Consider the following 25,032-nt stretch of genomic DNA (forward strand, 5'->3'; position numbering starts at 1 on the left):
CTACGCCTCAATAGTTCGGGCGTTGCGCCGGGAAGCTTTGCCCGCCCGTAACCGTATCGGCCGGCTCGCCGCCGCCTTGCGGACCTGGATCGTCGGGCGCGCGCGACAGCGGGAACACCGCCGCCGTCGGCCGCGCGACGGGCTTGCGGCCGGACTCGGGCTTCGCCGGCGTTTTCTCGACGGGCGACGGATCCGCCTTCACGGTCTCGACCGGCGCGGCTTTCGCCGGCTCGGCCTTGACGGCTTCCGTCTTGGCCACATCGGTCTTGGCGAGCGCCGGCTTTGCGGGCTGGCTCTTGGCCGGCTCCGGCGTCTTCGCCTCGGCCGCCGGCTCGCTCAGCGTCGGCATCTCGCGCGGCAAGGGCGCGACGGGGACAGGCGCGACGGGGACGGGCGCGATCGCGTTCGACGGCGGCGCGACGGGCTCGAGCGGCTCGAGCGCGCGCAGCGGCTCCACCGGGCCCTGGTCGAGCCACGCCTCGGCGGCGAGCCGCGGACGGCTCTCCTCGACCGGGATCTTCCAGACGAAGGCGTCGAGCTTTCCGGTGACCGGCGACACCGGCGCCCAGGCCTCGCTCGAAACGCCGTCGGCGACCCAGGCGGGGTCGCGCGGCGCGCGCAGCGCCCGGCCGAGCCATTCGCGGGCGCGGCCCTGCTCGCCATGCTCGATCTCCTCGAGCTCGGCCATCAGGAGGCAGGCGCGCGCCGTCGGCCGCGCGCCGAGCAGCTTGCCGATCGCGGCGCGGGCCTCGCCGAGCTCGCGCGCCGCGATGGCGGCGCGGGCGAGCGCGATCAGCCCTTCCGGATCCTCGCCCGAGCGTTCGGAGAGCGAGCGGCCGCGCTTCAGCTTGTCGCGCGCCGAATCGCCGGGGCGGACATGGACATAGACCTCGGCGAGATCGGGATGGGTGGTCTTGGCCCAGGTCGTCTCGACGATCTTCATCGCCTTCTTGGCGTCGCCCTGCTCGGCGAGGAGCCGCGCGGCGAGCGCGGCGGACGGCGGGAAGTCGGGCGCGAGCGAATGGGCCTCGCGGGCGCGCTTGACCGCGCCCTGCGGGTCGCCGCCGTCCTCCATGGCCTGCGCGGTCAGCAGCACCGCGCGACGGCGGCGCGTGTCGGCCTTGTCGATCAGGCGGTTGGCCGAGAGGCGGTCGAGCGTCTGCAGCGCCCCGGCCCAGTCGTGCTCGGCGCACTGATAGTCGAACAGCGCCTGGCCGGCCCAGGTGTCGGGCGTCAGCCTCGCGGCCTCCTCGGCGAGCGCCTTGGCGGCGGCGCGGTCGCCGCGGCGCTCGGCCTCGACGAAGAGACCGCGCAGGCCGAGCGACCTGGTCTCGGTCCGCTCCGTCATCGCGCGGAACGCGGCCTCGGCGCCCGGGCCGTCGCCCGAAAGCTGGGCGGCCTGCGCGGCGAGCACCAGCGTCAGCGGCTCGCGGCCGAGTAGCTTGCGGGCTTCGCTCGCCTCGCGGCCTGCGCGCTTGGCGTCGCCGGTGCCGACCGCCACCACGCCGCGGGCGATCGCCTCATAGCCCTTCGCGCGCCGGCGATTGCGCCGGAACAGCGCGAAGGCTTCCGGACCCGCGAGGATCCAGCGCATCACGTTCCACAGGATCACGGTCGTGATCGCGACCGCCGCGATGACGACCGCCGCGAACGAGACCGAGGTCTCGATCCGGTAGCCCTGCCAGTTGATCACGAGGTCGCCGGGCCGGTCGGCGATCCAGACCGCCGCGCAGGCGAAGATCCCCACGAGGACGAGATAGAGCAGAACGCGCACCATCTTGGGTCTGTCCTCAGTCGTTCGCGGTGAGGCGGGCGAGCGCCGCCGTGCGGGCCGAGCCGATCGCGGCCTCGGCGGAGACGAGCGCGCTCGCGCGGTTCGCCCAGTCGTCGGTCGCGGCGCGGGCGGCCTCGTCGAGCCTGCCGCGGGCCGCGAGCGCGCCCTCGATGTCGCCGGCCGCGCCGGCGGCCGCGACCTGGGCGCGGATCGCCTCGGGATCGGAGCCCGAGCCCGCCTTCTGCGGGGTGATCTTCACCACGCCGCCGGCGTTGGCGACGAAGCGCTCGAACACCGAACCGGTGGTCTCGGACTTGATGGGCGCCAGCTTGCCGATCGCCGCCGACAGCTCCGCGCCGAGCGCGGACCGCGTCGGCATGCCCTTGGCGGCGTAGGGCGCGAGGGCGTCGAGCTCGGCGTTGGAGCCTGTCGCGGCCTTCACGGCCTCGAATTCGTTGACGAAGGGTCGGCCGGCCTCCATCGCGGCGTCGAGCGCGCCGAGCGCCACCACGAGCCGCGCCGCGGGATCGCCCTCGGGCCGCTCTTTGAGCGCCGTCGCGACGGCGTCGACGCGGGCGGCGAGCGGGCCGGTCGCGGCCTCGACCTTGGCCCCCATGGCCGAGACGTTGGCGTTCACCTCCGCCACCGCCTGTTTGGTCGGAAGCTCGCCGAGCCGGGCCTCCACCCCCTCGATGCGCGCGGCCACGCTCGCGAGCGCGTCGGCGGTCGGGGAGGCCTGCAGGCGAAGCTCCAGCCCCTCGACCCGGCCCGCCAGAGCCGCGATCGCGGGATCGGCCGGCGGCGGTTCGGAGACCTTGGCCGAGAGCGCCTTCAACTCGCCCTCGACGCCGCCGACGCGGCCGTTCGAGGCCTCGATGGCCTTGGACACGTCGGCCAGGCGCGCATCGATCGCGCTGGTGTCGGTCGACTGCGCGGTCTTCGACAGCTGCGCGCGGAGCGCCGCGACGTCGCGGCCGACCGCGTCGAGCTTGGCCTCCGCCGCCCCCATCCGCGCCGCGTCGCCGCCGCCGAGCCCCATGAAATCCTTGCCGAACAGCGCGATCACCAGCACCGCGATCGCCGCCCCGCCGATCGCCGCGGCCGCGACGCCGAACACGCCCACGCCGTCGCTTTCCGGGCGGGGAGAGGCGGAGGCGGGCGGGACGCTCTGGGCGGGTTTTGGAGAGGGCGCCGGGGCCGAACCCGGCTTGTCGTCGGGCTTCGGGGCGGCCGCGGCCGTCGGCTTGGCGTCGCTCTTGGGGTCCGGTTTCGGCGCCGCCGAGGCGGACGTCGCAGCCGCGCCCGAAGGCTGAGGCTTCGGCTGCTCGGACGAAGCGGCGCCCGGCCTCGGCGCTTCGGTCTTCGCCGCGTCGATCTTGGGAGCCACCCCCGCTGCAGGCGTCGGGCTCGCGGGAGCCGCGGCCTTGGCGGGCTCAGCTGTCGCCGGCTCAGCCTTGGCCTGATCGGGCTTCGCAGTCTCGCTCTTGGCCGTTTCGCTCTTGGCGGAAACGTCGTTCGCTGAAAGGTCGAGGGTCTGCGCGCGGGGGCGGGCGCTGTGGCCGGCCTTCGCGCCCTGTCCGGTCTCGGGTCCTTTCGGGTCCGCCATCTCGACCTCGCTTCACGTCAAAGGGGTGCGGCCGCGAACGCGACCGCCGAGACCTAATTAGACCGCCGGGGCGGCGATGGCGAGCCGTCGTCCCGTCATCGATTCAAGATGGCTTGAAGCGCTTCGAGAAGCGCCGCCTCGTCGGGCCGCGCGGCGACCTCGACGCGGCCGCAGCCGGCCTCTCCGAGAATCGCGGCGATGCGCGGCGCGAGGGCGGCGTGAGGCAGCGCGCGCAGCGCCTCGCCGAGCCCCTCGGCCTCGGCGAGCGCCGCCAAGGTCGCGGCGATGCGTCCCGAATGATGGAGCACTGCGCCCGCCGTCCCGTCGCGGAGCGCCGCCGTGGCCGCCTCCGGCAGCTTTGTCGCCGCGGTCGCCCGGTAGAGCTCGACCACGATGGTCTCGTGGCCGTGTCCTGCAAGCGCGCCCGCGATGTCGAAGGCCCGGTCGGCCCCTGCGGCGTGAAGAAAACGCGCCGGCGTCGGGAAGCGGGCCGCGGCCTCCGCCACCAGCGCGCGCCCGTCGCCCTCGGCGACGTGAACCGTAGCGAACCCGGCCTCGCGGCCGGCCTCGGCGGTGCGGTCGCCCACGGCGATCAGCGGAAGATCCGTCAGCGAGGCGATCTCCCGCCGGTTCTTCAGCTTCCGCAGGCCGTTGGCGCTCGTCGCCAGCACAGCGTCGAACGGTCCGTCCGGGATGGGCGAGGGCAGGTCCTCGATCGTGAGCACCGGCGCGAGGATCGCCTCGTGCCCGAGCCGCGCCAGCGCCTCCGCCGTGCGCTGCGCGGCGCGCTCGGGACGGAGCACGAGGATCTTCATCCGAAGGCGGCCAGGAGATCGGCGGGCGTCCTCGCGCGGACGTCGCGGCCGGCCTCGGCGCCGAGACGCTCGGCGTCCGTCGCGCCGCCGCGGATCTCGCCCTCGACGGTCCGCGCGCCGTCTTCCGACAGCACCAGCCCGCGGAACGCGAGAGCGTCGCCCTCGACGCGGGCGAGCCCCGCGATCGGCGTGCGGCAGGAGCCGTCGAGGATCTTCAGGAACGCCCGCTCGCAGGCGAGCGCCGCCGCGGTCGCGACGCAGTCGAGCCCGCCGAGCGCTTCGCGGGTGCGCTCGTCGCCGACGCGCGCCGTGACCGCGACCGCGCCCTGGCCGAGCGCCGGCGGAAAATCGTCCTCGGGGAGGATCTCGGTCGCGTGGGCGGCGAGGCCGAGCCGGCTGAGGCCGGCGAGCGCGAGCAGCGTCGCGTCGACCATGCCGGCCGAAAGCTTGTCGAGCCGCGTCTGCACGTTGCCGCGGAACGGGACCACCTTGAGGTCCGGCCGCCGCCGCCGCACCAGCGCTCCGCGCCGCAGCGACGCGGTGCCGACGACCGCGCCCTGCGGCAGCGCGTCGAGGGTCGCGGCCGAACCCCCGATCAGCGCGTCGCGGACGTCGGCGCGCGGCAGCACGGCCGCAAGCCCGGTGCCCTCGGCGAGGTCGGTCGGCAGATCCTTGGCGGAATGGACCGCGAGGTCGACGCGGCCGCCAAGCAGCGCCTCGTCGATCTCCTTCACGAACAGGCCCTTGCCGCCGGCCTCGCTCAAGGGGCGGTCCTGGATGACGTCGCCCGTGGTCTTGATCACCACGATCTCGACCGTGTCCGGATCCCCGCCCAGCGCCGCCACGAGCCCGTCGCGCACCGTGTTGGCCTGCCAGAGCGCGAGCGGACTGCCGCGGGTGCCGATGCGAAGGAGGGGGGCGGGCATTGGGCTGCTCGTTCTTGTCTGCTTGTATGTTTTGTATGTCGGCTTTTACCGACATCCATATCGCCTCGGTCCCGTCGGCGCGATCCCCCGAACGATCACCGACGTCGTGCATTCGGACGTGATCACGGCTCGAAGCCACGCCGTGGTCGACGCCCGGCTCGGGCGCGGCTATTCCTCCTCGCCCGGCAACCGGAGATCCGCCCGCCCCATGCTCGTTCTCGGCGTCGAGACAACCTGCGACGAAACCGCGGCCGCGGTCGTCCGGCGCGTGTCCGACGGGCCGGGCGTGATCCTGTCCAACGTCGTGCGCGCGCAGGTCGAGGAGCATGCGGCCTTCGGCGGCGTGGTGCCCGAGATCGCGGCCCGCGCCCATGTCGAGGCGCTCGACGGCGTGGTGGAGAAGGCGCTCGCCGACGCGCGGCTCGGCCTCGGCGAGCTCGACGGCGTGGCGGCCGCCGCCGGCCCGGGGCTCGTGGGCGGGGTGATCGTCGGGCTGACGGCCGCCAAGGCGCTGGCGCTCGTCGCCGGCAAGCCGTTCAGCGCCGTGAACCATCTCGAGGCGCACGCGCTGACCGCCCGGCTCACCGACGGGATCGCGTTCCCCTATCTGCTGCTGCTCGCCTCCGGCGGCCACACCCAGTTGCTCGCGGTGCTCGGCGTCGGGCGCTACGAGCGGCTCGGCTCGACGGTGGACGACGCGTTGGGCGAGGCGTTCGACAAGGTCGCGAAGATGCTGGGCCTCGGCTATCCGGGCGGCCCGCAGGTCGAAAAGCGCGCCGAGACAGGCGATCCGGCGCGGTTCGCGTTCCCACGGCCGATGTTCGGACGGGCCGAGCCCAATTTCTCGCTGTCGGGCCTTAAGACCGCGGTGCGGCTCGAGGCCGAGCAGATCGCGCCGCTTTCCGACCAGGACGTCGACGACCTCTGCGCAAGCTTTCAGGCCGCGGTGACCGACGTCGTGGCGAACCGTGCGCGCGCGGCCTTCCGCGTCTTCGGGGAACGGCATGGCAGGCCGTCCACGCTCGTGTGGCGGGCGGGGTCGCGGCCAACGGCGCGATCCGGCAGGGGCTCACCCGGCTCGCCGTCGAGATGGGCGTGAGGCTCGTCGCCCCGCCGTTGAATCTCTGCGGCGACAACGGCGCGATGATCGCCTGGGCGGGTGCGGAGAGGCTGGCGTTGGGGCTGTCCGACGGGTTGGATTTCGCGCCGCGCCCGCGCTGGCCGCTCGACATGACGGCGGCCGCGCCGGGAGCGAAAGCGTGATCGCGGTTTTGGGCGCCGGCGCCTGGGGCGCGGCGCTCGCGAACGTCGCCGCCGAGGCGAGCGGCGCGGATGTTCCGTTGATCGGCCGAGACGCCGCCGTCATGGCCGAGATGGAGCGGGCGCGGGAGAACGAGCGTCGGCTGCCGGGGATCAAGCTCCACGACGGGGTGCGGGCGACCGCCGATCTTGCGGCGCTAAGGCTCGCCGACATCGTGCTGTTCGTGACGCCGACCCAGACGCTGCGTGAGGTCTCGGGCCGCGCCGCCCCGCATCTGAAACCCGGCGCGGTCGCGGTCGCGGCCTGCAAGGGCGTCGAGCGCGGTTCGCTGAAGCTTCCGCATCAGGTGCTGGACGAGACGCTGACCGGCCGTCCGAACGCGCTGCTGTCGGGCCCGAGCTTCGCCGACGACGTCGCGCGCGGCCTGCCCACCGCCGTCACGCTCGCCTGCGCCGACGAGGCGGTGGCGGGACAGGTCGCCGAGGCCCTCGCGACGCGCTCGTTCCGCCCCTATCGCTCGACCGACGTCGCAGGGACCGCGCTCGGCGGCGCGGCCAAGAACGTGCTGGCGATCGCCGCCGGCGTGGTGGAGGGCCGCGGCCTCGGCGCGAGCGCGGTCGCGGCGCTCATCGCCCGCGGCTTCGCCGAGCTCGCCCGGCTTGGGGGCGCGATCGGCGCGCGGCCCGAGACGCTGTCGGGCCTGTCGGGCCTCGGCGACCTCGTGCTGACAGCGACATCGCCGAAATCCCGCAACTTTTCGCTCGGCCTCTCGATCGGCCGGGGAGCCTGCGCCCGAAAAGCTCGCCGAGGGCGCGGCGACCGCCGGGGCGCTGGCGGCGCTCGCGGGCCGGACCGGCGTCGAGCTGCCGATCTCTTCCGCGGTCGCCGAGGTGGTGGCGGGGCGGCTCTCGGTCGCGGACGCCATCGAGCGCCTGCTCGCGCGGCCCCTGCGGGCCGAATAGACTTCTTCGATCCTCCTCCTGTCTCGCGAACTCTTGCGGAGCGCCCGATGGCCTACTGGCTGTTCAAGTCCGAACCCGACTCCTGGTCCTGGGAGCAGCAGAAGGCGGCCGGAAAGGACGGCACGGAATGGACGGGCGTGCGCAACTACCAGGCGCGCAACAACATGCGCGCGATGAAGATCGGCGAGCGCGGCTTCTTCTACCATTCCAACGAAGGCAAGGAGATCGTCGGGATCGTCGAGGTGGCGAAGCTCGCCCATGTCGATTCGACCGCCGACAACCCGACCTGGGAATGCGTCGACCTTCGCGCCGTCGCCGACATGCCGAAATCCGTGACGCTCGCCGAGGCCAAGGCGAACGAGAAGCTCGCCAAGATGGCGCTGACCTCCAATTCGCGCCTGTCGGTTCAGCCGGTGACGGACGACGAATGGGCCGAGGTCTGCCGCATGGGCGGCTTCAAGGGCTGACGGCCCGCTTGCCCATTCGCGACCCCGCCGCCTTCGTCCTCGCCGAGACCCGGGCGCGGCCCGTGCCGCTCGCGCCCGAGATCGTGATCCGGGTCGCCGACGAGGCGGTGCCGCTCTGGTCGAAGACCGAGGAGGAGCTCGCCGAAGTCGGCCTGCCGCCGCCGTTCTGGGCTTTCGCCTGGGCCGGCGGGCAGGCGCTGGCGCGGCATCTGCTCGACCATCCGGAAATCTGCCGCGGACGCCGCGCGCTCGACATGGGCTCGGGCTCAGGCATCGTGGCGATCGCCGCCATGAAGGCTGGAGCCGCCTCGGTTCTGGCCGCGGATCTCGACCGCTTCGCGCTGGCCGCCATCGTGATCAACGCCGCGGCGCGAACGGCGTTCCGGTCGAGGCGACGGGCGAGGACCTGATCGGCGGTCCGCGCCCTGACGTCGACCTCGTGACGGTCGGCGACCTGTTCTACGAGCGCGACCTCGCGGCGCGCCTGCTCGCCTGGCTCGACGGATTTCTCGCCGACGGCGTGCCCGTTCTGGTCGGCGATCCCGGCCGCAGCTACCTGCCGAAGGACCGGCTGGAAAAGCTCGCCGACTACGCCGTGCCGGTGACGCGCGAGCTCGAAGACGCCGAGATCAAGAACAGCGCCGTATGGCGGCTCATGCCGGCTGCGCGCGGGACCTGAGCCAGCCAGCGAGCGCGTCCTCGGAGAGCTCGCCGGCCGCAAGGGCGAGGAAGGTGGCGATCTTGTCATCGTCAGACGCGACGAGGCGAAAGCCGTTCAAGGCGAGGAATAACTCCGCCGCCACGTAGGCGATGCGCTTGTTGCCGTCGGAGAATGCGTGGTTGCGGGCCAAACCGTATCCATACGCCGCCGCGAGCCGCATCACGTCGTCTTCGCCGTAGTTCCATTTGTTGCGCGGTCGTGCGACCGCCGACTCGAGCGCGCCTTGGTCGCGCACACCTGGCAGGCCGCCATGCTCTTCGATGACGTCGTCGTGCAGGATCGTGATCGATCGAAGCGCGAGCCATAGGGGCTCGGGCGCAAGGCTCATTTCGCCAGCGCCGCGAGCACTGCGTGGTTCCGCTTGATGATCTCGCGGCCGATTTCCAGCTGTCGCCGAACGTCATCCTCTATGGCTTCGACCGTCAGATTGACGTCGTCGCCGGCTGAAAGCTTCAACTGCTTCGCTACGTCTTCGGGCACGCGAAGCACCAGCTGGCCGTCGATCTCTTCAACGCGGACGATGCGGGTCATCGGACAAATCCTTCTCCTCCCCGCACCATAGCACGCCCGCAGCCCCTCCGCCCCGCTCCGCGCAAAGTACGAGGTTCGGGTGCTTGAGACCTCACGCCGTTCCGCCCTAGGTTCAGGTCAAAGTCGTCCCGCGCGACGGGACGGGAAACGAACGCCCGGGAGCGATAGCCATGTCCGACAAAGTGTATCCCGTCCCCGAGGACTGGAAGAAGCGCGCCCATTACGACAAGGCGAAATACGACGCCGACTACAAGCGCTCGATCGAGGATCCTGAGGGATTCTGGGGCGACACGGCCAAGCGCGTCGACTGGATCAAGCCGTTCTCCAAGGTGAAGAACGTCTCCTACGCGCCCGACGACGTCTCGATCAAATGGTACGAGGACGGCACGCTCAAACGTCGCGGCCAACTGCGTCGACCGCCATGTGAAGGATCGCGGCGACCAGACCGCGATCCTGTGGGAAGGCGACGACCCGAAGGATTCGAAGGCGATCACCTATCGCGAGCTGCACGAACATGTGTGCCGCTTCGCCAACGCGCTGAAGGAGCGCGGCGTCAAGAAGGGCGACCGCGTCACCATCTACCTGCCGATGATCCCGGAAGCCGCTTACGCGATGCTCGCCTGCGCGCGCATCGGGGCGGTTCACTCCATCGTGTTCGGCGGCTTCTCGCCCGACAGCCTTGCGGGCCGCATCGAGGGCTGCGAATCCAAGGTCGTGATCACGGCCGACGAGGGCCTGCGCGGCGGCAAGAAGGTGCCGCTGAAGAAGAACACGGACGCTGCGATCGACAAAGTCGGCGGCGTCGAGACCGTGTTCGTCGTGACCCGCACCGGCGCCGACGTGCCGATGACCGAGGGCCGCGACGTCCGCTACGAAGAGGCGGTCGAAAAGCAGTCGGCCGAGTGCGAGCCCGAGGAGATGAACGCGGAGGATCCGCTGTTCATCCTGTACACATCCGGCTCGACCGGAAAGCCCAAGGGCGTGCTGCACACCACCGGCGGCTATCTGGTCTACGCCTCGTTCACCCACGAGGCGATCTTCGACTACCACAAGGGCGACGTGTACTGGTGCACCGCCGACGTCGGCTGGGTGACGGGCCACTCCTACATCGTCTATGGCCCTCTCGCGAACGGCGCGACCACGCTGATGTTCGAGGGCGTGCCCAACTACCCGACGACCTCGCGGTTCTGGGAAGTCGTCGACAAGCACAAGGTCAACATCTTCTACACCGCCCCGACCGCCATCCGCTCGCTGATGGGCGGCGGCGAGGAGAAGGTGAAGTCGACCTCGCGCGCGTCGCTCCGTCTCCTCGGCTCGGTCGGCGAGCCGATCAATCCGGAAGCCTGGGAGTGGTACTACCGCGTCGTCGGCGACAGCCGCTGCCCGATCGTCGACACCTGGTGGCAGACCGAGACCGGCGGCATCCTGATCACCCCGCTGCCCGGGCGACCGACCTCAAGCCGGGCTCCGCGACGCTGCCGTTCTTTGGCGTGAAGCCCGAGCTTCTCGACGCAGAAGGCAACGTCATCGAGGGCGCGGGCGACGGCAACCTCGTGATCACGGACAGCTGGCCCGGGCAGATGCGCACGGTCTATGGCGACCACAAGCGCTTCGAGGAAACCTACTTCTCGACCTACAAGAACAACTACTTCACCGGCGACGGCTGCCGCCGCGACGAAGACGGCTACTGGATCACCGGCCGCGTCGACGACGTGATCAACGTCTCGGGCCACCGCATGGGCACGGCCGAGGTCGAGAGCTCGCTCGTCGCGCACGAGAAGGTGTCGGAGGCCGCGGTCGTCGGCTATCCGCATGACATGAAGGGGCAGGGCATCTACGCCTACGTCACCCTCATGGAAGGGGTCGAGGGCACCGAGGAGCTCAAGAAGGAGCTCGTCCAGTGGGTCCGCAAGGACATCGGCCCGATCGCCTCGCCGGACCTGATCCAGTTCTCGCCCGGCCTGCCGAAGACGCGCTCGGGCAAGATCATGCGCCGGATCCTGCGCAAGATCGCCGAGGACGAGCCGTCCGCGCTCGGCGACACCTCGACGCTCGCCGATCCCGCGGTGGTCGACGACCTCGTCGAGAACCGCCAGAACCGGAAGAAGGACCAGGCGGCGTAAAGCGCCGATCGCGCGGCGCGGAGTTCGCTTCGGGCTCAGCGCGTTTTGGACGTCGGCGCTCGCCTCCTCCTCCATCGCTCACGCGATGGTCCCCCTCCTCCGCACAGCGGAGGAGGATCAAAAAGAGCGGCGCCCTTTGCGCGCGGATCCTCCCCTGCGAAGCGGGGGAGGGGGACCGCCGCAGGCGGTGGAGGGGGGCCGGCGCTCCGGTTTCCGACTCTAAGTCGCCGACCCTCAAATCATCTCCGGAGCGAAGCCTGCGCTTGTCGGCGCGTCGCGGTAAAACTCTGCGGCCTGCGGATGGGTCCTGAGCCCCTCCGGCCGGTAGGGCTTCGTCACGTCGTAATGCAGCGCCGCCGGAGCCGAGAGGCGGAGCAGCACGCTCTCGTCTAGCGCGCCGCGCCTTTCGATCCCGAGCCGCGCGCCGGGCAGCAGGCCGGGATGGGCCTTCAATTCGTCGTGCTGCATGCCGAGCGGCGAAGGCGAAAGGTTGAGGCGCCCGGCGGAGAATTGCGGCGGATCGGGAAGCCCCTTCATCTCCTTGGCCATCCACTCGAGCGCGATGTCTGAGAGCCGTGACTCCGCCTCCGGATAGCTGCCGCCGATGTCCGAATGGACGCCCGCGAACCAGCGCTGGCGCATCCGCCGCGCGCCGTTCTCGGCCATGATCGCGGTGTCGTCGTCCTCGTCCCACATCACGACGCGGAAATCGTCGCGGTTCTCGTCGATCGACATGGCGTGGCGGGCGAAAGGAACGCGCGCGTTCAGCTGCGTGTCATAGAACCTGAAGGGTTTGAGCGCCGGAAGCCGCGCCATCGCCTGGCGCAACCAGCCGTTTTCGGAGCCGTAGCGACTTTCATAGACGAGCCTCGCGCCGAGCCCCGCGGCGAGCGCGAAAAAGACCGCCGGGGCGCCGGTCAGAAGCCGCGGGCCGATTCCCGACCAGCAGAGGCCGAGCGCTCCGACGGCGAGGGCCGCGGGCGCGATCACGAGCCAGAGCGGCCCGAGATTGGCGATCGTCCCGACCGTGTCGAACACGCCGATGAAGTAGGGAACCGCATTGCTGTCGCCGCCCGGTTCGGGCGAGCCGGAGCCGTGCTCCCGGCGAAACTCCGCCGCGAGCCGCAGCCGCTCGGCGCGCCTGGGATCACGGAGCGCAGGATCGTCCGCCTCCGGATGCGCTTCGACGGAGCCGTGCTGGTAGATCTTCACCGCGCGCATCGCGAGGGCGTTCGCGGACTTCGGGTCGCGTTTCAGGCCGTCGGGGCCGGGCGCCGTGGTCGGCACGCCGCAATGGGCGAGCAGTCCGCCCACGCACCGCGCCGTGAAGGCGCCGCGGCTGAAGCCGACGAGGAAGATGCGGTCGCCCGGCGTCCAGTAGCGGATGATCGCCGCGTAGCAGTCGGCGATGTTCTGATCGATCCCGAGGCCGAGCGCTTGCGCCACGAGGTTCTTGGCCCGGCGCCACGCGCGGCCCAGAACGCCGAGGTTCTCCGGGGCGGTTCCGAGGCCAGCGTCGTAGAAGGCGATCTGCTTGCGCGCGTCGACGCTCGAGTCGCTGTCGGAGCGTGTCGCGCGGTAAAGCTTGTAGACGTTGCTGACCTCCTGGTCGGGCGTCAGGCCGCCCGCCTGCCCGGTCCCGTCCGAGAAGATCAGGATGTTGCGCGCCATCGCGGCCCCCGCTTGCAACCGGAGATCGAGCGTAGCGCCGAGCCGAGCGTCGCCGCAACACGCGCCGCAGCACGGCGGCCGGCGCTCGTTAAGTCTGCCGCCATGTCCTCCATTGTCCCGCCGCAAGTCGCGCTAGAATAACGCCAGGGCGTAGACCGAGAGGCGTCGCGAGTTGGGTTCGAAGTGTTTGGCGGCCGCGGCCGCCCTGATGCTTGGTCTTGCGTTTCCGGCGGCCGAGGCCGCGGCGCGCACGCCCGTGTCGTTCAAGACCGACCAATGGGCCGGCACGATCGTCATCAGCCATAAGGAGCGCGCGCTTTATCTCGTCCAGCGCGGCGGCAAGGCGCTGCGCTACCGCGTGGCGCTCGGCAAGGCCGGCAAGGACTGGTTCGGCACGGCTTACGTGCGGGGCAAGTACGTCAAGCCGGCCTGGTCGCCGCCCGCCGACGTGCTGCGCGACAAGCCGTTCCTGCCCAAGGTCATCCCCGGCGGCAGCCCGAAGAACCCGATGGGGCCGCGCGCCATATTGCTCGATCGCGACGAGATCGCGATCCACGGCACCAACCGGCCGAGCTCGATCGGAACTTACGCGTCCTACGGCTGCATCCGCATGATGAACGCCGACGTCATCGACCTGTTCGACCGGGTCGAAAAGGGAACCAAGGTGGTGGTCGTCCCCTGACGCAAGCGTTGCTTGGCGCATTAAGGTAAAGCTGAATATACGGCTTTTGCGGCGACTGATTTCATCGCCTGTTAGAGCGGCGTGATTTATGTCTCGACATGACGTCCGGCTGTCTTCGGGCGTGTGTGGCCGAGGGTGTCGCGTATGTCTCGGAATTTGGTCGCTTCCGCCGTGCGGGCGGGGCTCGCCGCTTTCGCTCTGATCGCAGGGATGTCAGCCGGCGAGGCGCGGCAGGCGCAAGGTTTCGACCCGTCCAAATATTCGGCCGGAACCATCGTCATCAGCAATTCCGAGCGCGCGCTTTACCTGGTCAAGCGCTGGGGCGGCGGCGTCGTCCGCTACCGGGTCGCGGTCGGCAAGACCGGCAAACGCTGGGTCGGGCGGACCGAGATCGTCGGCAAATATGTCGAGCCGGACTGGTCGCCGCCCGCCGCGGTGAAGCGCGACCATCCGCATCTGCCGAACTTCATCGCCGGCGGGACCAAGGCGAACCCGATGGGAACCCGCGCCATGAAGCTCGGCCGCGGCCAATACGCCATCCATGGCACCAACCGGCCGAACTCCATCGGCACCTACGCGTCCTACGGCTGCATCCGCATGCGCAACGAGGACATCGCGGAGCTCTACCGCGAGGTCGGTGTGGGCACGACCGTGGTGGTCGTGCCCTGAAGCGCGCCCGTCAGCGGCCGCAATAGACGATGAGGTGAAACGGACGGTCGACCGATCGAGCCTTCGCATCCTTGGTCGAGACGAAAATCTGCCGCGCTTCGCCGAGGCGTCCCACGGCGCTGATCAGTCCGGGCTCCGGAGTTCCCTGCGCGTCCGACCCACCGATCGAGACGACGAACGCGCAGGCCGTGACGTCGCGGCCGAACTCGACGCCGAAGGCGCCTTCGAAAAAGCGCTGGGCGCTGACCGCGCCTTCTCCCCGGACGAGGGTCCCGTCCGGATCGACCACGGCCGACATGATCGCCGAGCCGAGATCGCCGGGAGCCGCCTGCGGCGCCCGGTAGCCGGCGGGCGGCGTGTTGAAACCGTCCGCCGCGAGGGCGGAGAGCGGCGAGAACGCCGCGACGAGCGCGAGGGCGAGCGCGATGGTTCTGGACTTGGTCATGGCGCGGCCTCTCAATCCTGGCACTTGATCAGCACGGAGAAGGCGAGCGACTTCGGCTTGCCCTTCGCGTCGAAGGTCTTGGCCTGGATCAAGGCGGTGTTCTCGGTCAGCGTCGAAGCGAACACGAAGCCGGGCGCGTCGTTCAGCGAAACGAAGGCTGCGCAAGTATCGACGAAGCGCGGAAACGTCATCTGGTAGACGCCGGTCGCCACGCGGATGACGCTTCCCACGCCCGATCCCCCCTTGATCTTGCCCGACGCTGCGATGACGGCCGTGAACTCGGCCCCGCCCGTGTTGACGGCGAAAGCCGCGCTGGGCGCGGCCAGCAAAGCTGCGGCCGCCAAGCAAAACCGTAACGACATCCGCGTCTCCCGATAAATATTTTCAGTCGATGACATCAATATTTATCAAATATGCTGCATTTAATTTTTCGAATAAGCAAATAAATAATCGACATCTTTCGATGAGAAAATCTTTGTCGCGCAATATATTCGAATGATCATTAGTATTGATGTCGCGCGCGCCCTGCTCCTCGACATAACCTCTGTTCCGGCGCGACCGCCCATGAGGTCAGTCGCTTTGGTCCCAGGGGTCCGCTCTGGCGCGCGAACCGACGCCGCCCATATCCGCCGCATGGATCGCTGGATTCCGAGACCCGCGCCGGACCTGCCCGAAGGCCTGATCCTGTTCGACGGGGTCTGCCTGTTCTGTTCGCGTTGGGTGCGGTTCGTGCTCGCGCGCGACGAAGCCCGGCGGTTCAGCTTCGCGACGTTGCAGTCGCCCTATGGCCGGGCGGTCGCGGTGCGCATCGGGATCGCGGCCGACGATCCCGAGACCAACGTCGTCATCCTCGGCGGCCGCGCGCTCTTCAAGTCCGACGCCGCGATCGGCGTGCTGTCAGGGTTGCCCGGCCATGGCTGGGCCTGCGCGCTGAAGCTCGCGCCGAAGCCGTTGCGCGACTTCGCCTATGACCGCGTCGCCAAGAACCGGTACCGGATGTTCGGCAAGAGCGACGCCTGCTTCATGCCGTCCGCGGCCGATCGCGCCCGCTTTCTCGACGAGGCCGCGCCGCCCGAGACGAAGCGCCTGTGACAGGCGCGCCGGTTTTCGCCCGCGCGCTCGGAGACGATTTCGGGCGGCTTCCCGAATGCGTCCGGACGGTTCATGCGCCGGAGCCCCACGTCGAACTTCGCGGGGCGGTCGACGTCGAGGGCGCTTCGGGCGCGCTCGCGCGGATCGTCGCGCGGCTGTTTGGTTTCCCCGGATCCGCCGCGGGCGTCGAGGCGCAGGTGCGCATCGAGCGGGCGGGCGAGGGCGAGATCTGGACGCGGGCGTTCGGCGACGCGCGCTTCGTAAGCCGCGTCCGCGCCGGCGCCGGGCCGGGGACGCTGATCGAGCGCTTTGGCCCGTTCTCCTTCGACATCGCGCTCGCCGCGAACGAGCGCGGCTTCGCCATGGAGGTCACGGGCTGGCGGATCTTCGGCGTGCGGGCTCCGCGCGCGCTGGCACCACGGTCGAACGCCCGCGGCTTCGCGCGTGATGACGGCGCCTATGGCTTCGACGTCGCGATCGACCTGCCGTTCGGCGGGCGCCTCGTGCGCTACTCCGGCTGGCTGCGGCCGGTCTAGCGGCAGATCTGCGCGCGGCCGAGATCGAGGTGGAAATGGTCGGCGTGGGCCGCGTTCCAGTCCGGCGACAGCACGCCGGCGAACAGGCCGCAGGCCCCGTCGCGGACCTCGCGCAGGAACCTGCCGGGCTCGCCTTTGTTCCAGTCGCGCGAGAGCGTCACCGTGCGTCCGTCTGCGAGCTCGAAGCCCGAGACGTCGATCGCGTTGGCGGTCGCGTGCTGGGAGCGGCGGCCGGGCCTCCCGGCGATGTCGCGGCACGAGAACGCGCCGAAGGTGCGCACCCGCGCGACACGCGCGCCGAGGCGCCGTTCGGCGGCGGGCTGCACGACATGACGCAGCCACAAGGCGTAGGCGGCGGCCGTCGCGCAGCGCATCGCCGGCGTCTCGGCGAGCGCCCCGCCGGACAGGACCACGGCGTCGTCATAGCCGCAGCCGTTTCTCTGCGGGCGTTCCGGCGCGAGGCTTGCGGCGATGTCGGCGCGCGCCAGCGTGCGCTGGCAGGCGAGCGGCTCGTCGGCGAGCAGGCGGATGCGCCACTGCGTGAAAAGCCCCGGCGGCTGGTCGAGGTCGAGCGGCCAGTAGGCGTCGGGATCGGACCAGACGATCGCGGCGAAGACGCCGAGCACCAGCGTCGCGCCGACGATCGCGCGCCCGACGAGCCGTCCCGTTACGGACGCGCGCCGAGGCTTCGGCGGCTGGCCGGTGGCGCCGTCCTCAGAAATCGCTCGCCAGCCCCTTGGCCTCCCAGTCGCCGTAGCGGACGGGGTCGGGGCCCTTGCGGCCGTCGAGCTCGCGGATCTTCGCGAGCTCGACCTCGCGCTCGGCCTGGAGCTTGCGCCGCTCGGCGGCTTCGGCGAGCGCGCGGGCCGCGGGGCCCTCGGGCGGGTTTTTCGGGGTCTCGTCGTCGGTCATCGCAGGGTCCGGATGATCGGATCGTGAATGGTCCGGCTGGCGGCGCCGGGGAAGGCTGCACATATAGGTGCGGCGCGGCCCCCGCGCGACCCGCGATGTTTTGGAGACCGAAGCCCGATGAGTTCCTACTTCCGCACGGCGGTCCTGCTCGCAGGCCTCACCGCGCTGTTCATGGGCGTCGGCTTCCTGATCGGCGGCAAGGGCGGCATGATGATCGCCTTCGTCGTCGCCCTGGGCATGAACGCGTTCAGCTACTGGAACTCGGGCAACATGGTGCTGTCGATGCACGGCGCCGAGGAGGTGGACGAACGCTCCGCCCCCGAATTCTACGGCATGGTCCGCGAGCTCGCGCAGCGCGCCGGCATGCCGATGCCCAAGGTCTACATCATGCACGAGGACCAGCCGAACGCCTTCGCGACCGGCCGGAACCCCGAAAACGCCGCAGTCGCGGCCACCACGGGCCTGCTCAACTCGCTGACCCGCGAGGAGGTGGCGGGCGTGATGGCCCATGAGCTCGCGCATGTGAAGAACCACGACACGCTGATCATGACGATCACCGCGACGATCGCCGGCGCGATCTCGATGCTGGCGAATTTCGGCATGTTCTTCGGCGGCGGCAACCGGGAGAACGGCGGCTCCCCCTTCGGCGTGGTCGGCACGATCGCGATGGCGATCCTGGCGCCGATCGCCGCCATGATCGTGCAGATGGCGATCAGCCGCGCGCGCGAATACGAGGCGGACAAGATCGGCGCGGAGATCTGCGGCCGGCCCGACTGGCTCGCGAGCGCGCTGCAGAAGATCGCGGGCGAGGCCGCGCACACCGAGAACTACGCGGCCGAGCGCAACCCGGCGACCGCGCATATGTTCATCATCAATCCGCTCTCGGGCGCGCGCATGGACAATCTGTTCTCCACCCATCCGGACACCGGAAACCGCATCGCGGCTCTGATGGAGCTTTCCCGCTCCATGGGTTCGGCCGGCTGGACGCAGCAGGCGCCCGAGCCCCGGCGCTACGAGGCCAACACTCCGCCTGCGGCGGGCCCGTGGGGCGGCGCGGCGAACGGCCAGCAGTCCTCGGGTCCCTGGGGCGGCCGTCCGGCCAAAAGCCAGGACCGCTCGTCCGACCCCTGGGGCAGGTCCGGAGACCGTCGCGAAGGACCTTGGGCCTGACCCCCCCTCCGATCCGCGGGCGGGGGCCCGTCCGGCGGCCGAGCCCGTCGTCGCGTCAGCCGCAGCCGGACCCGCCGGGCCTCGCCCCGCGCCGCGCCGCCGCCAAGCTCGTCGACGCCGCGCTGACCCGAACGCGCGCGCTCGACGCCGCGCTCGACGCCGAGCATGATCCGTCGGGCTTTCGCGCCCTCGACCCGCGTGACCGCGCGCTCGCCCGCGCGATCGCCGGGGTGACGCTGCGGCGCTTCGGAACGCTGCGCGGGCTCATCGCCGAAAAGCTCGAGCGCGGACTTCCGAAGAAATGCGGATCGCTCGAGGCGATCCTCGCCACCGCGGCCGCCCAGGCGCTCTATCTCGACGTTCCCGCCCACACGGCGGTCGACCTCGGCGTCGCGTCCGTGCGCGCCGATCCCGAGGCGCGCCATTTCGCCGGTCTCGCCAACGCCGTGCTTCGCCGGATCGCCTCCGAGGGCGCGCCCGAGCCGCAGCCGGGGGGCGACCTCCCGCCCTGGCTGAAGGCCCGATGGGAGCGCGCTTACGGCGCCGACGCCGTCGCGCGCATCGCCGAGGCCTTGGTCTGCGAGCCCGCGCTCGACCTGACGGTGCGGTCCGAGCCCGAGCGATGGGCCGAGCGGCTCGGCGGCGTCGTTCTTCCGACCGGGAGCGTGCGGCTCGCCGCCCATGGCGCGATCCCGGATCTCGAGGGCTTCGGAGACGGCCAGTGGTGGGTGCAGGACGCCGCCGCCGCGATCCCTGCGCGCCTCTTCGGCGACCTGACCGACAAGACCGCGATCGACCTCTGCGCCGCGCCGGGCGGCAAGACGGCCCAGCTCGCCGCGGCGGGCGCCGAGGTGGTCGCGGTCGACAAGTCGGCCGAACGCCTGACCCGCCTCAACCAGAACCTCGCGCGTCTCAAGCTCTCGGCCTCCGCACGGGTCGGCGACGCCGCCTCGATCGCGCTCGAGCCCGCCGACGCCGTCCTGCTCGACGCGCCCTGCAGCGCGACCGGCACCATCCGCCGCCATCCCGACGTCGCCTGGATGAAGCGCGAGCACGAGGTCGCCTCGCTCGCCAAGCTTCAGGCGCAGCTCCTCGACGCCGCCGTGAAGCTGGTGAAGCCCGGAGGGGTGCTCGTCTACGGAACCTGCTCGCTCGAGCCGGAGGAGGGCGAGAACCAGATCGCCGCGCTGCTCGCCCGCGATGCGCGCGTGTCGGTCGAGCCGGTCGCCGAGGCGGAGCTGCCGGGCCTGTCCGAGGCGATCACCGCGGAGGGTTTCGTGCGCACGCTGCCCTGCCACCTCGTCGGCGCGGACGCCCGGATGTCCGGTCTCGACGGCTTCTTCGCGGCCCGGCTGCGCGTGGGCTGACGCGCCGTCCGCGTCGACGAATCGCGACATGACCGCGCTGGTATGCGATGATTCGCGACGGTCGCCGGGGGCGGCCGCGCAGATCATGGGAGCAGTCGGCTGGCCGGGCTCGGCGAAAATCTCCGCCTCGCCGGGTATGTGGCCGCGGAGGGCGCGCGCGCGGGGCGGCGCCGTCTTGCGGCGCTCACGCGCGCGCCGCTGGCGAGCGCCGGGCGCACGCCTGAAAAGCTGCTGATCGCCCCGCAGGACCTTCGCACCACCGACCCGACCCGCGCCGGCGAGATCTATGCCGGGACCTTCGCGTTCGCCGGCAGGCTCGTCGAGGTCGGGGGCGGTTCGCCCTTCCTGATCGAGCCGCCGACGCGCGAATGGGCTTCGGCCCTCCACGGCTTCGGCTGGCTGCGGCACCTGCGCGCCGCCGACACCGCGCTCGCGCGCGCCAACGCCCGCTCGCTCGTCGACGAGTGGATGACGACCCGCGCAGGACGAGACGCCGCGGCCGCCGCCCCCGCCACGCAGGCGCGGCGGCTGATCTCGTGGTTCTGCCACTCGCCGCTGATCCTCGACGGGGCGGACCGGGCCTTCTACCGGCGCTTCCTGAAGAGCCTCGCGCGCCAGGCGCGGCAGCTCGGCTCGATCGCCTCCTCCGCCTCCGACGGGGCGCCGCGGTTGCAATGCGAGGCGGCGCTCGCTTATGCGGGCCTGTGCCTTGCGGGCGAGGCGCGGCTGCTCAAATCGGCCTCCCGGTCGCTCGGCGAGGAGATCGACCGCCAGATCCTCGCCGATGGCGGCCACGCCTCCCGCAACCCTGCGACGCTCATCGACCTGCTGCTGGATTTCCTGCCGCTGCGGCAGGCCTTCGCCGCGCGCAACGCCCAGCCGCCGCAGCAGCTTCTCACCGCGATCGACCGCATGACGCCGATGCTGCGCTTCTTCCGCCACGGCGACGGCGACTTCGCGCAGTTCAACGGCGCCGGCCCGACGCCGACCGATCTCGTGGCGACAATCCTGGCTTACGACGACGCCCGCGGGCTGCCGGTCGACGACGCGCCGCACTCCGGCTACCAGCGCGTCGCGGCGGGCGAGGCGCTCGCGCTGATCGACGCCGGCGCGCCGCGCCTTCGCGCTGTCGTCGGAGGCCCATGCGGGCTGTCTCTCGTTCGAGTTTTCGAGCGGGGCCGAGCGCATCGTCGTCAATTGCGGCGCGCCGCGCTTCGGCCGCAAGGACTGGGAGGACGCCGCGCGCGCGACCGCCGCCCATTCGACCGCGACGGTGGGCGAGGCCTCCTCGTGCCGCTTCGCGCCCGACGGTCTGCGGCACTTCATCGGCGCGCGCATCACCCACGGACCGTCCAAGGTGGAGGCGCGCCGCGCGACCGACGACCGCGGCGTGACCGTGACGGCGAGCCATGACGGCTATGTCGAGCGCTTCGGCCTTGTCCACGAGCGGGCGCTGACGCTGTCGCCGGACGGCCGCACGCTGTCGGGCGTCGACCTGTTCCGCGCCGTCGAGGGGCGGACGATCGAGGGCGATCCGAAGGTCGCGGTGCGGTTTCACCTGCATCCGTCGGTGCGCGCCAGCCAGCGGCAGGACGGCCAGGGCGTGGTGCTTCAGCTTCCGAGCGGCGTCGGCTGGACGCTGGCCTCTCCGTGCTTTTCGGTCACGCTCGAGGAGAGCGTCTATCTCGCCTCCGCCCATGGCGCGCGGCGCTCCGAGCAGGCGGTGATCCACGCGACGGCCCGCGGCGCGCCCTCGATCGCCTGGACGCTGGAGCGGTTGCCGGGCGAGCCCGCGCCGAAGCGCCGGATGCCTGTGGCCGAAGAGTTCGACGCGCTGCCGCTTTAAGGACAGCGGCGCCGGAATGAGGCGCGGCCTTCCCGTTCCCTCCCCCTTGTGGGGAGGGTGAGGGTGGGGGTGGTTCAGGATGGAGCGCTGGCTGTCGGCTTAGAGCTGCATCGCGCTCTTCGCCTTCTTCGGAACCACCCCTCCCCGCAAGGGGGAGGGGGAACCGGACCCGCTACGGCTTCAATCCCCCGCGCCAAAGTGCTACCGGCTCCCCCGACGCCGCCCCCCGGAGCCACAAATGTCCGAACGTCCCATCGCCCGCGCCCTCCTGTCGGTCTCCGACAAGACCGGCCTGATCGACTTCGCGCGCGCCTTGTCCGATCTCGGCGTCGCGCTGGTCTCGACCGGCGGCACCGCCAAGGCGATCGCGGATGCGGGCCTGGAGGTTCAGGACGTCTCGGACCTCACCGGGTTCCCCGAGATGATGGACGGGCGGGTGAAGACGCTGCACCCGAAGGTTCATGGCGGGCTGCTCGCGATCCGCGGCGACGCCGGCCACGAGGCCTCGATGGCCGACCACGCCATCGCGCCGATCGATCTTCTGGTCGTGAACCTCTACCCGTTCGAGGCCGCGCTCGCCCGCAAGGCCGAGTTCGACGACATGGTGGAGAACATCGACGTCGGCGGCCCGGCGATGATCCGCGGCGCCTCCAAGAACCACGCCTTCGTCACCGTAGTGGTGGAGCCCGCCGATTACGGCGCGGTCATTTCCGAGATGGAGGCGCATGGCGGCGCGACCACCGCGGCGCTCCGCCGCCGCCTCGCCGCCAAGGCGTTTTCGCGCACGGCCGCCTACGACGCGGCGATCGGGACCTGGCTTTCGGGCGTCGCCGGCGAGACGACGCCCGCGTTCCGCGCGCTCGGCGGGACGCTGGCGCAAGGGCTGCGCTACGGCGAGAACCCGCACCAGCAGGCGGCCTTCTACCGCTCGGCCGAACTCCGGCCCGGCGTCGCGACCGCGACCCAGCTCCAGGGCAAGGAGCTGTCCTACAACAACATCAACGACACCGACGCGGCCTATGAGCTGGTGGGCGAGTTCGATCCCAAGCGCACCGCCGCCTGCGTGATCGTCAAGCACGCCAACCCCTGCGGCGTGGCGGAGGGCGCGAGCCTCGCCGAGGCCTATGAGAAGGCGCTGGCCTGCGATCCGGTCTCGGCCTTCGGCGGCATCGTGGCGCTGAACCGGCGGCTCGACGCGGAGGCCGCGAGGAAGATCGTCGAGATCTTCACCGAGGTGATCATCGCGCCGGACGCCGACGAGGACGCCCGCGCGATCGTGGCGGCGAAGAAAAACCTCCGCCTCCTCGTCGCCGGCGACCTGCCGGATCCGCGCGCAAAAGGCCTTTCGATCAAGACGGTGGCGGGTGGTTTCCTGGTGCAGTCACGCGATGACGCGGTGGTGGACGACCGCGAGCTCACGGTCGTCACCAAGCGGGCGCCGACCGAGCAGGAGCTCGCCGATTTGCGATTCGCGTTCCGCGTGGCCAAGCACGTGAAATCGAACGCGATCGTCTACGCCAGGAACGGCGCGACGGTCGGCGTCGGCGCAGGCCAGATGAGCCGCGTGGACTCGGCCCGCATCGCCGCCCGCAAGGCGGGCGACGCGGCGGAGGCCGCAGGTCTTTCGGAACCGCTGACCCGGGGGTCGGTGGTCGCCTCCGACGCCTTCTTCCCCTTCGCCGACGGCCTCGACGCCGCGATCGAGGCGGGCGCGACCGCGGTGATCCAGCCGGGCGGCTCGATGCGCGACGACGAGGTGATCGCCCGCGCCGACGCAGCCGGTCTCGCGATGGTGTTCACGGGCGTGAGGCATTTCCGGCACTGAGGAAAGCGCACGGAGCTTTCCGCTTCCTTCTCCCGCGAGCGGGAGAGGGACCGGCAGGCGTCGCGCCTGTTCGTCGCTCGCCTCCTAATGATCATGTGATCATACGTAGTCTTGCGGACCTGACTCCGCCGGGCTTGGCGTGCTAAACGCCACTTCAGGGATCGGGGGACCCTTTCGCATTGAGGCGCAACGCCTTTTCCCGATGTCTCTGTTGGTGGAGAACCCGCCTGATGACGTCCGCCGTGTCGATCGCCCGTCTTGGCCTGTCGTTCGTTCTGCTCGCCGCCGTCGCGGGTTCGGCCTCGACCGAGCCTCTCGTCGCCCCCTGCAAGGTGGCTGACCAGTTTCTCTCGCTTCAGGGCAAGCTCGACCGCGCCGCCAGGCATCTGAAGGACGGCGATCCGTTCAGGATCCTGGTCGTCGGCTCGTCCTCGACCGCGGGCGTCGGCGCCACCCAACCGGCCCGCAGCTACACCAAGCGCCTCGAGGCCGAGCTCGAGCGGCGTCTGCCGGGCGTCGAGGTCGACGTGGTGGCCAAGGGCGTGGGCGGCGAGACCTCGCTCGGCGCCGAGGCCCGCATGGCCAAGGAAGTCGCGGCCGCCAAGCCCGACCTCGTGATCTGGCAGATCGGCACCAACGACGTCTATCGCAAGATCGACCTCGCGACCTTCACCAACACCGCCCGCGAGGGCCTCGCGGACATCGCCGCGGCCGGCGTCGACGTCGCGCTGCTCGACCCGCAATACGTTCCCCAGGACGAGGCCGCCTACAGCCCCTATCTCGAGGCCATCACCAAGATCTCGGCCGAAACCGGCGTGCCGGTGGCGCGCCGCTTCGACGCCATGCGCGCGGTCGCCAAGGCCGGCGGCGCGGCGATGATCTCGAAGGATCGCCTGCATATGAACGACGAGGGCCACGCCTGCGTCGGCGCGTTCCTCGCCGAGGCGCTCGACCGCAAGCTCGCCCCGCTGCCGCCGGCGATCGCCGAGGCGCATCGCCCCACCTGAGCGGCGGGCCCGGCGGCGAGGTCAGTCGACCGGCGCGGAGCTTGTCTTGGCCGTCAGCTCGATCCGGCCGACCGCGTATGATGCGTCCGTCGGCGCCTTTCGCCATTCGAGCGTGCCGCGCATGAACGTGCTGTTGCTGACGAACGCTCCGCAGGCGAGCGGAGACACGGTGGTGTTGCGCCCGAGGTAGCAGGTCGCGCCGGGGGCGAGGTCGAAGCCCTCCGGGCTTCCGCAGGTGGTCGCGTCCGGGGTCAGCACGGCTCCCGAAGAGTCGAGGATGCGCTGGCCCTTCACCCTCACCGTGCGCTTGCCGACATTGCTGAGATAGCACGTGGCGTTGGCGTCGATGACGTAGCCCAGCATCGGCGAGGCGAAGACGGTGAACTCCGCGGCCCGAGCCGGCGCGCCGACCGCCGTCGTCGCGAGCGCGCAGAAAAAAGCGGGCCAAAATCGTTGGCTGGGCATGGGGAGCGTCCTGGATCGCGTGGAAAACGTCGCGACCCTGGACAGGCCGCGGAATGCGATGACGCGCCCATCACGCCGGGCAGGCATCATGACGCCGCGGAAAATTCCTGCGTGAAAGCGCTTCTTCGCGGGGCGACGGACGGGCGCCGCAGACCTATG

At 71.0% G+C, this 25,032-nt stretch carries 22 protein-coding genes and 5 pseudogenes; 15 read left to right on the forward strand and 12 right to left on the reverse strand.

The features are described 5' to 3' along the window. Positions 1 to 7 precede the first annotated feature (7 nt). From K6K41_RS15365 to hemC, 4 genes are all read right to left on the reverse strand, one after another. Entirely contained in the window at positions 8 to 1,777 is a 1,770-nt protein-coding gene (locus tag K6K41_RS15365) for a heme biosynthesis protein HemY (RefSeq protein ID WP_261401249.1), read from the reverse strand. Between the two features lie 13 nt (positions 1,778 to 1,790). Further along, the gene (locus K6K41_RS15370) at positions 1,791 to 3,380 is read right to left on the reverse strand and encodes a COG4223 family protein (protein WP_261401250.1); all 1,590 of its coding nucleotides are present in this window, start codon (positions 3,378 to 3,380) and stop codon (positions 1,791 to 1,793) included. A gap of 95 nt (positions 3,381 to 3,475) precedes the next feature. Further along, entirely contained in the window at positions 3,476 to 4,183 is a 708-nt protein-coding gene (locus tag K6K41_RS15375; protein ID WP_261401251.1) for a uroporphyrinogen-III synthase, read from the reverse strand. A gap of 8 nt (positions 4,184 to 4,191) precedes the next feature. Further along, positions 4,192 to 5,121, reverse strand: coding sequence for a hydroxymethylbilane synthase (hemC, locus tag K6K41_RS15380; protein WP_261401252.1), 930 nt, complete (start codon positions 5,119 to 5,121; stop codon positions 4,192 to 4,194). A gap of 208 nt (positions 5,122 to 5,329) precedes the next feature. On the opposite strand from hemC, the pseudogene tsaD reads away from it, so the two are divergent. The 4 pseudogenes from tsaD (at position 5,330) to K6K41_RS15400 (ending at position 8,490) form a co-directional block, all read left to right on the forward strand. Beyond that, positions 5,330 to 6,384: pseudogene (tsaD, locus tag K6K41_RS15385) on the forward strand (tRNA (adenosine(37)-N6)-threonylcarbamoyltransferase complex transferase subunit TsaD). Further along, positions 6,339 to 7,344, forward strand: a pseudogene (locus tag K6K41_RS15390) (NAD(P)H-dependent glycerol-3-phosphate dehydrogenase). Before tsaD ends, K6K41_RS15390 begins: the two co-directional pseudogenes overlap by 46 nt. A gap of 110 nt (positions 7,345 to 7,454) precedes the next feature. Next, positions 7,455 to 7,811, forward strand: a pseudogene (locus tag K6K41_RS15395) (EVE domain-containing protein); the annotation flags it as partial. Beyond that, positions 7,772 to 8,490, forward strand: a pseudogene (locus tag K6K41_RS15400) (class I SAM-dependent methyltransferase). The pseudogenes K6K41_RS15395 and K6K41_RS15400, both read left to right, overlap by 40 nt. On the opposite strand, the gene K6K41_RS15405 reads toward K6K41_RS15400, so the two are convergent. Then, positions 8,465 to 8,860, reverse strand: coding sequence for a type II toxin-antitoxin system death-on-curing family toxin (locus K6K41_RS15405; protein ID WP_261401254.1), 396 nt, complete (start codon positions 8,858 to 8,860; stop codon positions 8,465 to 8,467). The pseudogene K6K41_RS15400 and the gene K6K41_RS15405 sit on opposite strands and share 26 nt — an antisense overlap. Continuing rightward, complete coding sequence (locus K6K41_RS15410) at positions 8,857 to 9,063, reverse strand: hypothetical protein (protein ID WP_261401255.1); 207 nt, start codon at positions 9,061 to 9,063, stop codon at positions 8,857 to 8,859. Before K6K41_RS15410 ends, K6K41_RS15405 begins: the two co-directional genes overlap by 4 nt. 170 nt (positions 9,064 to 9,233) lie before the next feature. Here K6K41_RS15410 and acs point away from each other — a divergent pair. After that, positions 9,234 to 11,186: pseudogene (acs, locus tag K6K41_RS15415) on the forward strand (acetate--CoA ligase). A gap of 234 nt (positions 11,187 to 11,420) precedes the next feature. Here the strand turns inward: acs and K6K41_RS15420 are convergent. Next, positions 11,421 to 12,857: a T6SS phospholipase effector Tle1-like catalytic domain-containing protein gene (locus K6K41_RS15420; RefSeq protein ID WP_261401256.1), complete on the reverse strand. Its 1,437-nt coding sequence runs from the start codon at positions 12,855 to 12,857 to the stop codon at positions 11,421 to 11,423. Between the two features lie 208 nt (positions 12,858 to 13,065). Between K6K41_RS15420 and K6K41_RS15425 the strand changes: the two genes are divergently transcribed. Further along, positions 13,066 to 13,539, forward strand: coding sequence for a L,D-transpeptidase (locus K6K41_RS15425; protein WP_261405749.1), 474 nt, complete (start codon positions 13,066 to 13,068; stop codon positions 13,537 to 13,539). Positions 13,540 to 13,749: 210 nt separating this feature from the next. Then, positions 13,750 to 14,208: a L,D-transpeptidase gene (locus tag K6K41_RS15430; RefSeq protein ID WP_261401257.1), complete on the forward strand. Its 459-nt coding sequence runs from the start codon at positions 13,750 to 13,752 to the stop codon at positions 14,206 to 14,208. A 10-nt stretch (positions 14,209 to 14,218) separates the two neighbouring features. On the opposite strand, the gene K6K41_RS15435 is transcribed toward K6K41_RS15430, so the two are convergent. Together K6K41_RS15435 and K6K41_RS15440 are read right to left on the reverse strand one after the other, a co-directional pair. Continuing rightward, positions 14,219 to 14,653, reverse strand: coding sequence for a hypothetical protein (locus K6K41_RS15435; protein ID WP_261401258.1), 435 nt, complete (start codon positions 14,651 to 14,653; stop codon positions 14,219 to 14,221). A gap of 11 nt (positions 14,654 to 14,664) precedes the next feature. Beyond that, positions 14,665 to 14,982 (reverse strand): hypothetical protein, encoded by a 318-nt coding sequence (locus tag K6K41_RS15440; protein WP_261401259.1) that lies wholly within the window; start codon positions 14,980 to 14,982, stop codon positions 14,665 to 14,667. 304 nt (positions 14,983 to 15,286) lie between these two features. Between K6K41_RS15440 and K6K41_RS15445 the strand changes: the two genes are divergently transcribed. Further along, positions 15,287 to 15,745: a thiol-disulfide oxidoreductase DCC family protein gene (locus K6K41_RS15445; RefSeq protein ID WP_261401260.1), complete on the forward strand. Its 459-nt coding sequence runs from the start codon at positions 15,287 to 15,289 to the stop codon at positions 15,743 to 15,745. Then, positions 15,742 to 16,281, forward strand: a complete 540-nt coding sequence (locus tag K6K41_RS15450) for a DUF4166 domain-containing protein (RefSeq protein ID WP_261401261.1) — start codon at positions 15,742 to 15,744, stop codon at positions 16,279 to 16,281. The genes K6K41_RS15445 and K6K41_RS15450 overlap by 4 nt, the downstream gene beginning before the upstream one ends. On the opposite strand, the gene K6K41_RS15455 is transcribed toward K6K41_RS15450, so the two are convergent. Continuing rightward, positions 16,278 to 16,907 (reverse strand): extensin-like domain-containing protein, encoded by a 630-nt coding sequence (locus tag K6K41_RS15455; protein WP_261401262.1) that lies wholly within the window; start codon positions 16,905 to 16,907, stop codon positions 16,278 to 16,280. The two genes, K6K41_RS15450 and K6K41_RS15455, sit on opposite strands and share 4 nt — an antisense overlap. 88 nt (positions 16,908 to 16,995) lie before the next feature. Next, on the reverse strand, positions 16,996 to 17,193 hold the full coding sequence (locus K6K41_RS15460; protein WP_261401263.1) for a DUF1674 domain-containing protein: 198 nt from the start codon (positions 17,191 to 17,193) through the stop codon (positions 16,996 to 16,998). A 117-nt stretch (positions 17,194 to 17,310) separates the two neighbouring features. On the opposite strand from K6K41_RS15460, the gene htpX reads away from it, so the two are divergent. The 5 genes from htpX (at position 17,311) to K6K41_RS15485 (ending at position 24,408) form a co-directional block, all read left to right on the forward strand. Continuing rightward, positions 17,311 to 18,363 (forward strand): zinc metalloprotease HtpX, encoded by a 1,053-nt coding sequence (gene htpX / locus K6K41_RS15465; RefSeq protein WP_261401264.1) that lies wholly within the window; start codon positions 17,311 to 17,313, stop codon positions 18,361 to 18,363. Further along, on the forward strand, positions 18,360 to 19,730 hold the full coding sequence (locus K6K41_RS15470) for an RsmB/NOP family class I SAM-dependent RNA methyltransferase (protein WP_378146079.1): 1,371 nt from the start codon (positions 18,360 to 18,362) through the stop codon (positions 19,728 to 19,730). Before htpX ends, K6K41_RS15470 begins: the two co-directional genes overlap by 4 nt. Before the next feature lie 1,186 nt (positions 19,731 to 20,916). Continuing rightward, a complete protein-coding gene (locus K6K41_RS15475) occupies positions 20,917 to 21,576 on the forward strand; it encodes a heparinase II/III domain-containing protein (RefSeq protein ID WP_261405751.1) in 660 nt (219 codons plus the stop codon). A gap of 238 nt (positions 21,577 to 21,814) precedes the next feature. Continuing rightward, the gene (gene purH, locus K6K41_RS15480; RefSeq protein ID WP_261401265.1) at positions 21,815 to 23,401 is read left to right on the forward strand and encodes a bifunctional phosphoribosylaminoimidazolecarboxamide formyltransferase/IMP cyclohydrolase; all 1,587 of its coding nucleotides are present in this window, start codon (positions 21,815 to 21,817) and stop codon (positions 23,399 to 23,401) included. A 230-nt stretch (positions 23,402 to 23,631) separates the two neighbouring features. Next, entirely contained in the window at positions 23,632 to 24,408 is a 777-nt protein-coding gene (locus K6K41_RS15485) for an SGNH/GDSL hydrolase family protein (protein ID WP_261401266.1), read from the forward strand. A gap of 21 nt (positions 24,409 to 24,429) precedes the next feature. On the opposite strand, the gene K6K41_RS15490 is transcribed toward K6K41_RS15485, so the two are convergent. Then, the gene (locus tag K6K41_RS15490; RefSeq protein ID WP_261401267.1) at positions 24,430 to 24,771 is read right to left on the reverse strand and encodes a hypothetical protein; all 342 of its coding nucleotides are present in this window, start codon (positions 24,769 to 24,771) and stop codon (positions 24,430 to 24,432) included. A gap of 16 nt (positions 24,772 to 24,787) precedes the next feature. Here K6K41_RS15490 and K6K41_RS15495 point away from each other — a divergent pair, with 16 nt between their 5' ends. Next, on the forward strand, positions 24,788 to 24,988 hold the full coding sequence (locus tag K6K41_RS15495; RefSeq protein ID WP_261401268.1) for a hypothetical protein: 201 nt from the start codon (positions 24,788 to 24,790) through the stop codon (positions 24,986 to 24,988). Positions 24,989 to 25,032: the final 44 nt, after the last annotated feature.

Origin of the sequence: Chenggangzhangella methanolivorans, from assembly GCF_019797865.1 — a bacterium.
Classification (GTDB): Bacteria; Pseudomonadota; Alphaproteobacteria; order Rhizobiales; family Methylopilaceae; genus Methylopila; species Methylopila methanolivorans.